The following is a 14,037-nucleotide window of genomic DNA, read 5'->3' as shown; positions in this document are numbered from 1 at the left end:
GACCGGTGACCTATCCGGCGGGAAACGCCTTGATGGAGTAGATATCGTACCGGCTGCTCTTCCCTTCAATACGGGTGGTGGGTTCGGGGCCACTCACTGGCTCCGCCTTGCGCGGGCGTTTGACGACAACCCGATAGGTTGCCACTGCCAACGCGGCCTTCAACAACGCCGGTGAGTCATCGTCGTCTCCCACCACCGTGCGGAACACCTGCATTTCCTTCTTGACCAGGGCCGACTTGTCGCGATGGGGAAACATCGGGTCAAGGTAGATCACATCCGCGGCGCCCGCGCCCGCCTGCGATAACCAGTCGATACTGCTACCCGACTGCAATGCCATCCGGGCGACAATGGGCGCGCTCTGCTCGTTCAGGGCCGCACGGAAAAGTCCATCACTAAGCAACGCATGGATAACCGGCGAACGTTCGAAAAGGGTTAACCTGCAGCCCAGGGAGGCCAGTACGAACGCGTCCTGGCCAAGACCGGCCGTTGCATCCAGAACATGAAGGGGCTGGCGGGCTTTCTTCAGGCCAACAGCCTTGGCAATCAGTTGTCCGGTGCCACCGCCGTGTTCTCTCCGGTATCCCGCCTTTCCGGTCACGAACTCGGCTCTGACAGGCCCTGGAGCCCCCTTGCCGGTAACCTGCAGGCCAAGACCATTTTTATCCAGAAACAGCAGCACTGGGTAATCCCGCACGTCTCGCGGACGAAGCGTACCCAGCAAAGGCAACGATAATGCTTCAGACAGGGAACGTGCAGCGTGGAGATCGCCAAGGGGGCTGCAGCCAACGGCAAGTTCAGACAGGGTGTTTCCTGGCGACATCAAACCAGGATATCGATGCCTGAGAGCCCTGCATCCGCAATATCGCCTCCGGCGGCGACATCGGCAAACGTGGACAGGGCTCTGGAGGTGCTCAGGGAAACTTCATCGGCACGGAAACGCTCCAGGCGCACGTCCTCCGCGGCTTGACGTGCCTCGACACGGCGTTCTAGCGACTCAGCAGAAGGAACCGGCCGTTGTTCGGCGTTGGGGGGCCGTGCATCGGTGAGATCACGGCGAACGGCCTGGCTGTCGTTATCGGGGGCGGACGCAGGCGCACGAGCGATGTCACTGCGCTCACGAACCGGGCTGCTGTTGCCGGACTGGAAAGGAAGACTGCTGTTTGGGTTAACACCACCGATCATTCTGGCACACCGGTTAAAAAGACCACAGGTAGTGGATTATGGAAGATCCTGGACCAATTTTAAAGCAGGCTGTTCAATGTTTGCACTACCAGAGCATGACAAGCAACAGCAGACCGAGTACCAGGCGGTATATAACGAACGGCATCAGGCCAAGTCTCTCAAGGAACTTGAGAAACAGGTGGATACAGACCACGGCACTGACAAATGACAGCGCAGCACCCAGGGCAATAGCCGCCCAGTCGGTTGCCCCGCCCTGCTCCACCAGCTCCAGGGTTTTCAGCAGACCGGCGGCGAGAATCAGCGGGATCGACAACAGGAACGAGAATCGGGCGGCGGCCTCCCGTCCAAACCCGAGAAACAGAGCCGCCGTGATGGTAATACCGGATCGGGAGGTGCCTGGAATGAGAGCCAGCGCCTGGGCCACGCCAATAATCACCGCATCTTTCATGGTCAATGCCGGCAGGTCCCGGTTGCGACGTCCCACCGCGTCCGACCACCACAGCACCAAACCAAAACCGATGGTCGAAACCGCAATCACCAACCCGGAACGCAGGGAGGTTTCAATGAAATCATTAAGCAACAGACCAGCCAGTCCGGCTGGAATGGTGCCGGCGATGACCGCCCACGCAAGGCCACTATCCTGCCCGACACGGCCCCGAACCGTATCTCCAACCCAGGCAACCGTGAGACGGCCCACTTCCGCGCGAAAGTACCAGATCACCGCTGCCAACGTCCCTACATGCACGGCGACATCGAACGCAAGGCCTTGATCCGGCCAGCCAAATACCTGTGAGGGAAGGATCAGATGGGCCGAACTGCTGATCGGAAGAAATTCCGTCAGCCCCTGTATAACGGCCAATACAATAATGTGCCACAGTTCCATCGGCAGTGATTCCGGGTGGTAGCAGTGAGGTTGTTGTTAGCGGCCGGGCAGTTTTTTCCAGGCCACTTCATCACGAATGTATACCGGTTGTGCCTGTTCGGCCGGCACCCCGGCTCCCGCATGAAAGGCACGGGCGGCGATCTCCGCCACTCTGGAAGCCCTGGGCACCAGAGTCTCGTCGATGCGGTCCATGGTTGCGGCAACATCGGCCGGGAAATTTTCTTTCAGGCTCCACCCCTGACCAGCACCAAACCACCGGGATGCGCCATCGGCCAGAGTCACAGACGCCGGAGCGCAGACCTGCTCGTGACCCATCAACTCCGGTTGCCCATCTCGGCACATATAACAGGCCCAATAGGCTTCACCCATGCGGGCATCGAAGGCCACTGCAACGGCGTCGCCGTCCAGCATTTGCCAATGCTGTATCGCATCCTCCGCAACGGCTGCCAGGGATGACACTGGAATAACGGGGATTCCGAGACCATAGGCCAGGCCCTGGACAACCCCCGTAGCAATGCGAAGGCCCGTGAACGAGCCCGGACCACAGGCAAATGCGAGCGCATCGAGGTCCGCCGGCACCAGTTCCTTCTCGGCGAGAAGCTCGCGGATCATCGGCATCAACAGGCGGGTGTGTCCGCGGGGAGCCAGCTCGAACCGCTCCACCAGGCTGTTATCCACCAGCAGGGCTGCTGAGCAGCCCTCTGATGAGGTATCCAGTGCCAGTAGTTTCACAGGGTTACTTCAGTTGGGTAAGAATCTGGTCGCGAATGTCATCCAGGCTGCCCACGCCTTTTACGCGCACATATTTCGGCGCAGCGGCAGGGGCTTCTTTCGCCCAGTCCTGATAGTAACCGACCAGTGGCGCGGTTTGCTCGTGGTAGATCTTCAGGCGTTTACGGACGGTTTCTTCCTTGTCGTCCTCGCGCTGGATGAGGGCATCGCCAGTCTCGTCGTCTTTACCTTCGGTCTTGGGCGGATCGTACTTCACATGATAGATGCGACCACTGCCCTCGTGCACCCGACGACCTGACAGACGGCTTACGATTTCCTCGTCATCAACGGCGATTTCCACCACATAGTCAATAACAATACCCTGGTCTTTCAGGGCCTCGGCCTGGGGAATAGTGCGGGGGAAACCGTCGAGCAGGAAGCCGTTCTTGCAGTCAGGCTGCTTAACCCGTTCTTCGATGAGCGCAATGATGATGTCATCAGACACCAGGCCGCCAGAAGCCATCACTTCCTTGACCTGCTTGCCAAGATCGGACTCGGCTTTCACCGCCGCGCGAAGCATGTCGCCGGTCGAAATCTGCGGGATTTCAAACCGTTCGGTGATAAACTGGGCCTGCGTACCCTTGCCTGCGCCTGGCGCGCCTAACATGATGATTCTCATAACGCTGTGCTCCCGTTGTAGTCATTATCATTTGAAAAGCTGTTGCAAAACCCGGCGGCTTTGCGACAGCTTCTCGGCAGCAACGAGCCCGCAGCCCCTGCCAAGGAAGGCGCATTATACGAACTCAGCCCCCTCATAGAAAGTGGACCTCCGTAGCATGCACCAAAAGGTTACATCGGGCTGTGAGTTGCGGCTGTAGCTGATAGTGCTCGACGGTCAGGATGACAGGGATAACGCCAGCGCGTCCAGCTCCCCGGAAACGCTGTCAATCTCCTCGTTCAAACGAGCAACATCCCCTTCGGAAAGCCCGAGGGACGACGCAAGGGAGGCGACATCATCCGGGTTGAACTCATCCCCAATCCCCCTTTCCTTCAGCAGCCCATTGGCCAGCTGGACCATGAGCACATACTGTTCATGCTCGCCATGGTAGCCCTCCTGCTGATGCATACCCGCGGCCTTGACCACCGGGTCAGGCAGTTCCCAAAGTCGGTGAAGGATGCCGCCAATGGCGCCGTGGCCAACCGCCAGCATCTGTTGATCGTTGCTGGCCCCGAACACCTGTTGCTCCAGCGAATGCATGCTGGCGTCGGGATTGGCTTCCCGCAGCGAATTCAGCTCGTCAAACTCCTGGGGAAACAGGTGGCCGATCAGCAGTAGGCCGAAGTTGTGCAGCAAGCCACACAGATACGCCAGGCCTTTATCGGAATGGCACTTTGGCGCCATACGCTGGCAAACAAACGCGTTATACAGAGAGTGGCGCCAGAACTGGTCCATCCCCAGCATGCCCTGACGGGGCACTTCGAAAGCGCGCACGGACGCGATACCCAGCGCGATATGGGCCACACGATCAAACCCAAGAACCCGGGTCACCGCTTCCTGTACCGAGTTGATCTGACCGGGATAGTTAAACAGGGCAGAACGGGCATAGCGCATGATCTGCGCGGTAAGGCTGGGATCAAACTCTATCAGCTCGCCCAGTTCGCGGGCGGTCGCCTCGGAATTGGCCGTCAAACGGAGAATGCGCAGCGCCAGCGCTGGCATGGGCGGCAGACGGTAAAGCTTCTGCAGCTTGTCGGCCACTTCTTCCAGCGTCAGGGCATCACGCTCATCGTTGTTTTGCCCGCGAATCGCCAGGTGGCCCTGAGTGGCATCCGCCAGGGCCCTTGCCAGAGAGGTGCGGTCCAACTCGAGAAGAGCGTTGTCGGTCCCGCAGCACATGAGGGTGCGGGGGTATCCCAGGATATCCTCATCAACGAGCACCGGCAGATCGTAGGCAGCCCCGACCGGCGGCTGGAAGCCCGGGTCACAGTCGGCAAACAGCCGGGCGGACTGGCGAGCCGTTAACGGCTGCAGGCGTCGGCCAGTTTGCTTGTGCACCAGGTCCATATCCAGACTGGTGTTGTAACCGTGAACGGCCATGACGACGCCATTGATGTCGATCAGGGGCGTTGCCCGGATAAACTCATCCTGAGGACGCCCGGACGCCATGACCGCGGCGTCAAAGCTAAGTACCTGATCAATCTCAAGTTCCCGATAGGCAATTCCTTTGCCGGTTAAAAAGCGTTCCAGTCTTGCCGCTAACGCCACGGCGTTACTCCTGTTTTTTATGATCCGCTGAACCTGCTTTAGCCGGTGTTCCGCATGCCGGCCGCAATACCAGCCATGGTTACCTTGAGTGCGCGCTCAACCATCTCGGGCACTTCGCCCTTGCCCTCGCCCTCACGGTCACGCTTGAGCAGTTCCGCCTGTAAATAGTGTAGCGGATCAGTATACGGATTACGTACACGCATGGAATGGGCAAATACAGGTTCCTGTTCCAGCAAGGTGTCCTGCTGCTTCAATTCCAGCAAATGGCGGATGCAGCCCTGCAGGCGCTCCCGCAGGTTCTTGCCGAGTTCAAGCAGTTTTGGATCATCGACCAACGTCTTTTCGTAGTAGCTGGCAATTCTCAGGTCAGATTTTGCCAGCACCATTTCCAGCATATCCACGTAGGTTTTGAAGAACGGCCATTGCTGCATCATCTCCCGCAGCACCGGCACGCGGTCGTTGTGAAATGCCTCCTCCAGGGCAACGTCGCTACCCAGCCAGCTGGGTAGCATCATCCGCATCTGGGTCCACGCGAAAATCCAGGGAATGGCCCGCAGGCTTTCCACGCCACCGCCGGGTTTGCGTCGTGCCGGGCGGCTACCCAGGGCCAGCTTGCCCAGCGCCTGTTCCGGAGTGACCTGGCGGAAATAGGGAACAAAGTCCGGATTCTCCCGAACCACGTCACGGTAAGCTTTGAGGGAGCGTTCGGTGAGCCAGTCCATAGCCTCCCGCCATTCCGGCTCTGGCCCTCGCGGTGGCGCCAGGGTGGCTTCAATCACCGCCGTGGTGTACAGCGTAAGGCTCTGTTCCGCCAGCCGGGGAAGGCCAAACTTGAAGCGGATCATCTCGCCCTGCTCGGTGATCCGGAAACTGCCGTTCACCGAACCCGGCGGTTGAGACAGGATTGCACGGTTGGCCGGGCCACCACCACGGCCGACGGTGCCACCGCGGCCATGAAACAGCGTGAGGTGGACGCCATACTGATTGGCGACCTCGGTGAGCTTTTCCTGAGCCTGGTATTGAGCCCACGCGGCCATCATCTGACCAGCGTCTTTGGAGGAATCGGAATAGCCGATCATGACTTCCTGCCGGCCTTCGCAATAGTCCCGATACCAGTCCACGCTGTAGAGCGCCGCCATACTGTCAGGGGCACCGCGCAGGTCATCCAGGGTCTCAAAGAGGGGCACTACCCGCATCGGGTTTTTCATACCCGCTTCACGTAGCAGCAAAATCACGTTCAGCACATCCGACGGTTTGCTGGCCATGGAGATGACATAGGAACCCAGCGCTTCCGGCGTCTGCTCTGCCACCACTTCGCAGGTAGCCAGCACCTCGGCGACTTCGTCGGAGGGTTTCCAGTGCCTGGGAATCAGTGGCCGGCGCCCCTTGAGTTCGCGCACCAGGAAATCCTGACGTTCCTGTTCGGACCAGGACAGATAATCGCCCAGCCCCAGGTAATCCACCATTTCCGCAACCGCCTCGGCATGACGGGTCGACTCCTGGCGGATGTCCAGGCGAATCAGAGGCAAGCCAAAGGTGTGGGCGCGGCGAATGGTGTCCAGCAGCGGACCATTGGCAATGGATTCCAGCCCGCAGTCCACCAGGGACCGATAACAAAGCTCCAGCGGCCCGGTGAAGTCCTCGTTGGCAAACAGAATGCCGGTGGCGTCGGAGGGCTCGCCGGCAACCCTGGCTTCCGCCCAGTCCCGGGTTTTGATCAGTTTTTCCCTCAGCCCGGCCAGCACCTGGCGATAGGGCTCCCGGGTATCACCAACGACGTCCCGCAGCTCATCACTGGCCTGCCACATGGACAATTCCGCACGCAGGGACTGGATGTCCCGCAGGTAGAGATCGGCTGCCATCCAGCGGCCCAGCAGGAACACCTTGCGGGTTACTTTATGGGTCACATTGGGGTTGCCATCGCGATCACCGCCCATCCAGGAGGCGATCCGGATGGGCGACGCATCCAGCGGTAACCCCTTCCCCGTGGCGTCTGAAAGCGATAGATCCAGGCTTCTCAGAAAACGCGGCAATGCCTGCCACAGACTGTTCTCAATAACGGCAAATCCCCACTTGGCTTCGTCAACCGCCGTCGGGCGCTCATGCCGAATCTCATCCGTGTGCCAGGCTTCGGTGACCAGTTGCGACAGGCGTCCGACGATTTCATCACGCTCCGCGGGCAACAGGTCCTCATGATCCAGTCGGGCCAGGCAATCGGACATTTCGTCGTACTTCATGATCAGCGTACGGCGGGCCACTTCGGTGGGATGTGCTGTCAGAACGTACTCGATACGAAGGTCAGCCACTCGCCTGTGCAGTTCATCGGCACTGACGCCACCGTCTTTGAGGCGGCCAAACACCTCTTCGAGGGATTCCACCATCAGGTCCGATTGATGACCCCGCTTGCGGCGGATGCCGTGGTATTGTTCCGCCAGATTGGCCAGGTTCAGGAACTGGTTAAAGGCGCGGGTTACCGGCAGCAACTCGTCATCACGAAGCTTGCCCAGCAGGTTGACCAGGCGCTGGCCGGAACCGCTTTCCTGGCGACGGTCGGCCTTGGCAGCCGCCCGCACTTCTTCTATCAACTCGTAGCAATCTTGCCCGGGGTGACGCTGGATACTCTGCCCCAGCAACTCGCCCAGCATGCGAACGTTTTCTCGAAGGTCAGGGTGTAGCTCAGTCACATTGACGTCCTTTTAAATTGACGGAGGCGAAGTAAACTAACGATACTGTTTACTCTTATAAAGCCTTTCTAACGATTAAAGCCTGTCGCCGCAAGGAGTATCCATGAAAGTAACCGATCTGCCCAAGCACTGGGAAAGCAAGAAAGAGTCTGTTGAGCGCAGCCACGATTACAATCTCCGCTTGCCGCTGGAAGATGCCGCGCGCATAGCAGCACTGGCCGAGCTTTACCCGGACCGTTCAGAGAGCGACATACTGAATGACATGATTGGCGCCGCGTTGGACGACCTGGTCAGGCTGAGCCCGTTGAAGGACAAGCTGGAAGGCAAGGATAAATAAAGCGGGGGCACTTCTCTGCGGGGTGGCGAAGCCACCCCGTCGGGTATCGCAGGGCCGTCGCGATCAATCAGGCGTTGGCCTGATCAGGCAACCGATTCGAGCTGGCGCGCCTTCAGCCGCTGGATATGCTTCTGGCTGAGACTGATGAAGCGCGGGGTCATCCCCTGATCTTCATAGATTTCGAAGCCGTCTTCATCGAACGCAACAACCTTAGACCCCTGAACGTACGGAAAGCTGGTTTCCAGCTCATCAAGGGCAGCGGAAATCAGGTCTCGCATCAGGTCCTGGGAAGACTTCATCGGATACAACGCGGCCAGTTTTTCCAGTCGCTTGTGATGCTGGTCAGAGAGGTCGGCAAAATACGCATCACGGGTCAGCCGACCACGTGCGTGCTTGTCCCAGTAGTTGACCAGATCTTTGATTTTCATGGTGCCTTCACTCCTGCATCTTCTTGGTGGCCCACAGGGTGCACGAAGTGTGTGCATCCTTAACCGGAAGTGTAGATGAAGCGACCGCACCAGGGGCGGAAAACTTGGTAACGGATTGTACTTATCCGTTACCTTTTACGAGTCTTTTCAACCCCTTTGACGGCTTGCCAGACGGCGTCCAATGCCTCCAGCGATTCGCCATCGAGATCACGGCCTTCGTGCTCGAGGTGCTCCTCAATAGCACGGAATCGCATCTCAAACTTGTGATTCGTGCTGTTGAGGGCCTGCTCAGGATTAACCTTCATGAAACGTGCCAGGTTGACGCACACAAACAACAGGTCACCCAGCTCGTCCTCCACCGCCTCCGCCGGACCATCGCCGGAACTCGCGTCATACCAGGCTTTCTTTAGCTCATCGATCTCTTCGTGAAGCTTGTCGAAGACCGGCTCAACCTCTGGCCAGTCAAAGCCATGGCTGGCGGCCCTGCGCTGAAGTTTCTCAGCGCGCACCATTGCGGGGAGCGTCCGGGCAATGCCGTCGAGCCGGCTTGATGACTCTGCCTTCGCAGACGCCTCCGGCTTCGCCGCCCGCTCCTCTGCCTTGATACGTTCCCAGCTTGCCTTGATGTCAGCCTCACTGGGCCGGTTGCCCGGATCGATCCTGCTTTCCAGGGTGCCTTCCGGGAACACGTGGGGATGACGCCGGACCAGCTTGCGCACGAGGTTATCAACCACCGAGTCGAAGTCGAAGTGGTTATCTTCCTTCCCCATCTGGCTGTAGAAGATCACCTGAAACAGCAGATCACCCAGTTCATCTTCCAGGTGCGGGTAGTCTTCACGGTCGATGGCATCGGCAACCTCGTAGGCCTCTTCAATGGTGTGGGGCACGATGGTCTTATAGCTCTGGCGGGTATCCCACGGGCACCCGGACTCCGGGTCCCGAAGCCGTGTCATCAAGGTTTTAAGATCGTCAATGGAATAGCTCATGATCGCTTTCGCCTGACATTAATGATGTTGGGGAGATTGCGAATCTGGGCGAGCAACTTGGCCAACTGATCAAGGCTGGAAATTTCCAGGGTCACGGTCATGGTGGCTGTGTTCTCATCCTTGTTGGACAAGGTATTGAGTGCCAGAACGTCACTTTTGGAAGACGACAGCACCTGAGTGATATCCCGCAACAACCCGGAGCGGTCGTAAGCTTCAATTTCTACATCAACGGGATACACGGCCACAGGCTGACCGCCCCAACTCACCTCGATAATCCGATTGGGCTCGAACTCCTTCAGATTCAGGAAGGTGATGCAATCCTGCCGATGCACGGTGACACCACGGCCGACGGTGATGTAGCCACCGATCGGATCACCCGGCAGGGGTTTGCAGCATTTCGCCACCTGGGTCTTGAGCTTGCCAACGCCCAGAATCTGGATATCCGATTCGGTGTCATAGGGCTTGCGCCTCTGTGTGCTGAGCTTCAGATCCAGTTGCTCGGATTTCGGCTCCAGCATCTGCTGGGCGACGTTAGCCACGTGGGTGGGTCGAAGATCCCCGGCCCCCACTGCCGCATACATGTCCTCGGCAGCCTGGTAATTCACTTTGCGAGCCAGGTCGTTGAGGTCCACCTCGTACAGCGACAGGCGTTTGAACTCGTCTTCCAAAATGGCCCGACCATCAACAATGTTGCGATCGCGGTCCTGTTGCTTGAACCAGTGGGTAACCTTGGCCCGGGCACGGGAAGTCTGGATATAGCCCAGGCTCGGGTTAAGCCAGTCACGGCTGGGCGCCTGGTTATTGGACGTGAGAATGGATATCTGGTCGCCGGTCTTCAGCGGATAAGTCAGCGGCACGATACGGCTATTAACCTTGGCCCCGCGACAGGCATGACCGATTTCCGTGTGCACACGATAGGCGAAGTCCACCGGCGTCGCGCCTTGTGGCAGGTCCACCACATGGCCTTCGGGCGTGAACACATAGACCCGATCGGAGGCGACATCGGATTTGAGATGATCCGCCAGCCCGGACAGGTCGCCGAGTTCTTCCTGCCACTCCAGCACTTGCCGCAGCCAGTTGATCTTGGCGTCATAGCCCACGGACCGGTTGCCCTTATCCATGCCTTTGTAGAGCCAGTGAGCACAAACGCCAAGCTCAGCTTCCTCATGCATGGCCTGGGTACGGATCTGCACTTCCATCACCTTGCCTTCAGGGCCGATGACAGCCGTGTGCAGGGACTGATACCCGTTTTCCTTGGGATTGGCAACGTAGTCGTCGAATTCGTTGGGAATATGGCGCCAGAGAGTGTGCACGATACCAAGCGCGGCGTAACAGTCACGGACCTCAGGCACCAGGATACGGACGGCCCGAACATCGTACACCTGGGAAAAGTCGATGCCCTTGCGCCGCATCTTCCGCCAGATACTGTAGATGTGCTTCGCACGCCCTGAAAGCTCACCGTCTATTCCAGACGCATCCAGTTCGTCCTTGATGGTGGTGATGACACGCTTGATGTAGCTTTCGCGGTCAAGCCGTTTTTCATCGAGCAGCTTGGCGATCTTTTTGTAAGCGGTTTCGTGCAGGTAGCGGAACGAAAGATCTTCCAGTTCCCATTTGATGTGACCGATTCCCAGTCGATGCGCCAGCGGCGCATAGATATCAAACACCTCGCGGGCCACACGCATGCGCTTCTCTTCAGACGCGTTTTTCACCGCACGAATGGCGCAGGTCCGCTCTGCAAGCTTGATCAGCGCCACCCGGACGTCGTCGATCATGGTGACCAGCATCTTGCGAACGTTATCGAGCTGGCCCTCGGTCTGGCCCAGCACATTACCCTTAAGAGGGTGATGGATGGACGATATTGCCGCCATCTGCTGAACACCATCAATCAGCCCGGCCACCTCATCGCCGAACTCCTTGCGGATGTCCTCCAGGGGAATCCGTTCCTCCCGCACTGCCCGGTAGAGAATTGCTGCCACCAAGCTGGTCTGGTCGAGGTGCAGCTCCACCAGTACCTGAGCCATTTCGATGCCGGTTCGGAAGCTGCTGGCACCCGGGGCCCAGACCCTGTCCTCGCGTACCGCCTGTACATCAATCGCGGCGGCCATTTCACAGGCCCGCCGGAACTGTTCAGCATCCTCAAGATGCGTCTGTGACTCGATCTGACGGACCCAACGCTCGATATCAACCTGGCCGTCCCCCGTCACTGCATAGTCTTCGCGAACTTTTACCATATCGCTCTTGTTCTTCCTGGTCGCTTATCCGGCCATCCCTGACCGGTCCCGAGAGGCATCAATTATTTACGCGCTCGAACATCGCCATGGATTCAACATGAGTGGTGTGGGGAAACATGTCCATAACGCCCGCCCTCACCAGTCGATAACCATTACGTACCATCACCCCTGCGTCCCTGGCCAGCGTGGCCGGGTTACAGGAGACATAAACAATTCGCTTCGCACCAAAGGCTGTCAGGTATTCACACACCTCCTGGGCTCCGGAACGCGGCGGATCAATCAGGATTTTGTCAAACCCTTCCGCTGCCCACGGTTGTGCTGTGAAATCCGCCTGCAAGTCAGCGCCGTGGAATGCGACATTCGATAGCCCGTTGAGTTCCGCATTTTCCCGCCCGCGGACGACCATGGCATCGTCACCTTCCACTCCAACCACCTGCCCGGCACGGCGAGCCAGCGGCAGGGTGAAATTACCCAGTCCGCAAAACAGGTCCAACACCCGCTCACCGGGCTGGACGTCCAGCCACTCGACGGCCCGATGTACCATGTTGCGATTGATGTCCACATTGACCTGGGTAAAGTCCATGGGATGGAACTTCATGGTCAGGTCGAATTCCTCCATGTCGTAGGACAGTCGCTCTTCGCCGGTCTCGGGCCAGATTCTGTGAACCGTATCCGGCCCTTTCGGTTGCAGATAGATATGCAAGTCATGGGCCTGACCGAAATCGATCAACGACTGCCTGTCGGAATCGCTCAACGGGTCCATGTTGCGGAATATCATCGCCGCCGAATCGTCGCCGCAGGCGACTTCCACCTGCGGTATGCGACGATAGGCGTCCATGCCATGAAGAAGTTCACGTAGCGGCGTGATGCGATCGCCGATACGCGGATCCAACACCACGCAACGATCAATATCGGTCAGGAAACTGTTGCGCTTTTCCCGGAACCCGACCAGCACCGATTCCCGTGCTGGCACGTATTTCACGCCCAGCCGTGCCTTGCGTCGATAGCCCAGAGCCGGGGAACGCATGGGCGCCACCCACTCGTCCGGTTCAATGCCCCCAAAATGGGCAAAATGCTCCCGCAGGGTATCTTCCTTGAACCGGATCTGGGCATCGCCATTCATGTGCTGAAGACTACACCCACCACACAGGTCGGCAAAGTCGCAGGGCGGAGTCATACGCGCGTCGTCGGCTTCAAGCACTTCCACAGCACGTAATTCATCGAACTTGCTGCGTGTACTGGTAAATTTGGCCATGACCGTCTCGCCAGGCAGGGCGCCGTCGACGAACTGTGCCTTACCGTTGTCCCGGGCGATGCCCCGGCCATCGTGACTGAGGGTTTCAATCACACAGCGCACCGGTTCGCTTGGCAGGGCCTTCCTGCGTCTTCTACTCATAGAAAGTCTCTTAACTGGATTCAGGTCTTGATGGGTTCAGGCACCGGGAAACACACCGGTGGAAAGGTAACGATCACCCCGATCACAGATAATGGCCACGATCACCGCGTTTTCAACCTGTGCCGACAGCTTGAGGGCTGCAGCGATGGAGCCACCTGATGAAACACCACAGAAAATGCCTTCCTCGCTGGCCAGGGCACGCATGGTGTCCTCAGCTTCCTGCTGGCCGATGTCCATGACCGTGTCCACACGGGTGGCATCAAAAATTTTCGGCAGGTACGGCTCCGGCCAGCGGCGGATACCGGGGATAGACGCTCCTTCCTGGGGCTGCAGGCCAACAATCTGGATATCGGGATTCCGTTCCTTGAAATACCTGGACACGCCCATGATGGTTCCGGTGGTACCCATGGAGCTGACAAAATGCGTAACCCGCCCTGCCGTCTGCTCCCAGATTTCCGGGCCGGTGGTGCGGTAATGCGCCAGCGGGTTGTCCTGGTTGGCAAACTGATCCAGCACTTTACCCTTGCCTTCCGTTTCCATTTGTTGGGCCAGGTCGCGGGCGGTTTCCATGCCTTCCTCTTTGGTGACGGTGACAATCTCCGCCCCATAGGCGCGCATCGACGCCCGACGCTCCTCGCTCATGTTCGCTGGCATGATCAGCACCATACGGTAGCCCTTGATGGCAGCCGCCATCGCCAGGGCAATTCCGGTATTTCCACTGGTGGCTTCGATCAGGGTATCGCCTGGTTTGATTTCACCCCGGCGCTCTGCTTCCTGGATCATGCTGATAGCAGGACGATCTTTCACCGAACCGGCGGGGTTATTACCCTCAAGCTTGGCCAGAATCACATTGCTGGTCTCGCCCGGAAGTCGCTGCAGACGCACAAGAGGCGTATGCCCTACATAATCTTCGATGGTCGGGAAATGCAT

The 14,037-nt window shown here is 58.6% G+C and carries 13 protein-coding genes; 1 reads left to right on the top strand and 12 read right to left on the bottom strand.

What is annotated here, in order from left to right; all coding sequences use genetic code 11:
* Window positions 1–10 precede the first annotated feature (10 nt).
* The 7 genes from ACTRWH_RS11200 to ppc all read right to left on the bottom strand — a co-directional run bounded on the left by ACTRWH_RS11200 (window position 11) and on the right by ppc (window position 7,726).
* Window positions 11–820, bottom strand: coding sequence for a class I SAM-dependent methyltransferase (locus ACTRWH_RS11200; protein WP_462826412.1), 810 nt, complete (start codon window positions 818–820; stop codon window positions 11–13).
* Window positions 820–1,182, bottom strand: a complete 363-nt coding sequence (locus ACTRWH_RS11195; RefSeq protein ID WP_041335070.1) for a hypothetical protein — start codon at window positions 1,180–1,182, stop codon at window positions 820–822. The genes ACTRWH_RS11200 and ACTRWH_RS11195 overlap by 1 nt, the downstream gene beginning before the upstream one ends.
* Before the next feature lie 85 nt (window positions 1,183–1,267).
* A complete protein-coding gene (locus tag ACTRWH_RS11190; protein WP_036204238.1) occupies window positions 1,268–2,065 on the bottom strand; it encodes an undecaprenyl-diphosphate phosphatase in 798 nt (265 codons plus the stop codon).
* Window positions 2,066–2,101: 36 nt separating this feature from the next.
* Window positions 2,102–2,797, bottom strand: coding sequence for a tRNA (adenosine(37)-N6)-threonylcarbamoyltransferase complex dimerization subunit type 1 TsaB (gene tsaB / locus ACTRWH_RS11185; protein ID WP_075195972.1), 696 nt, complete (start codon window positions 2,795–2,797; stop codon window positions 2,102–2,104).
* Between the two features lie 4 nt (window positions 2,798–2,801).
* Window positions 2,802–3,455: an adenylate kinase gene (gene adk, locus ACTRWH_RS11180; RefSeq protein ID WP_036204233.1), complete on the bottom strand. Its 654-nt coding sequence runs from the start codon at window positions 3,453–3,455 to the stop codon at window positions 2,802–2,804.
* 216 nt (window positions 3,456–3,671) lie between these two features.
* Entirely contained in the window at window positions 3,672–5,042 is a 1,371-nt protein-coding gene (locus tag ACTRWH_RS11175; protein ID WP_091641828.1) for an HDOD domain-containing protein, read from the bottom strand.
* 38 nt (window positions 5,043–5,080) lie between these two features.
* Window positions 5,081–7,726, bottom strand: coding sequence for a phosphoenolpyruvate carboxylase (gene ppc / locus ACTRWH_RS11170; protein WP_091641831.1), 2,646 nt, complete (start codon window positions 7,724–7,726; stop codon window positions 5,081–5,083).
* A 103-nt stretch (window positions 7,727–7,829) separates the two neighbouring features.
* On the opposite strand from ppc, the gene ACTRWH_RS11165 reads away from it, so the two are divergent.
* Window positions 7,830–8,063, top strand: a complete 234-nt coding sequence (locus ACTRWH_RS11165; RefSeq protein WP_007152054.1) for a hypothetical protein — start codon at window positions 7,830–7,832, stop codon at window positions 8,061–8,063.
* Window positions 8,064–8,146: 83 nt separating this feature from the next.
* Here ACTRWH_RS11165 and ACTRWH_RS11160 read toward each other — a convergent pair whose 3' ends face one another.
* The 5 genes from ACTRWH_RS11160 to cysM form a co-directional block, all read right to left on the bottom strand.
* Window positions 8,147–8,491, bottom strand: a complete 345-nt coding sequence (locus ACTRWH_RS11160; RefSeq protein WP_007152055.1) for a hypothetical protein — start codon at window positions 8,489–8,491, stop codon at window positions 8,147–8,149.
* A gap of 128 nt (window positions 8,492–8,619) precedes the next feature.
* Window positions 8,620–9,477 (bottom strand): nucleoside triphosphate pyrophosphohydrolase, encoded by an 858-nt coding sequence (gene mazG, locus ACTRWH_RS11155; protein WP_462826411.1) that lies wholly within the window; start codon window positions 9,475–9,477, stop codon window positions 8,620–8,622.
* A complete protein-coding gene (gene relA, locus ACTRWH_RS11150) occupies window positions 9,474–11,711 on the bottom strand; it encodes a GTP diphosphokinase (RefSeq protein WP_036204223.1) in 2,238 nt (745 codons plus the stop codon). The genes mazG and relA overlap by 4 nt, the downstream gene beginning before the upstream one ends.
* Before the next feature lie 58 nt (window positions 11,712–11,769).
* On the bottom strand, window positions 11,770–13,107 hold the full coding sequence (gene rlmD / locus ACTRWH_RS11145) for a 23S rRNA (uracil(1939)-C(5))-methyltransferase RlmD (RefSeq protein ID WP_462826410.1): 1,338 nt from the start codon (window positions 13,105–13,107) through the stop codon (window positions 11,770–11,772).
* Between the two features lie 36 nt (window positions 13,108–13,143).
* Window positions 13,144–14,037: a cysteine synthase CysM gene (gene cysM / locus ACTRWH_RS11140; RefSeq protein ID WP_462826450.1), complete on the bottom strand. Its 894-nt coding sequence runs from the start codon at window positions 14,035–14,037 to the stop codon at window positions 13,144–13,146.

The sequence above is a fragment of the Marinobacter sp. G5_S1_61_S3 genome (assembly GCF_054968585.1).
The sequence above is the reverse complement of the archived record's forward strand: the minus strand, read 5'-3'. Positions and strand labels throughout refer to the sequence as shown.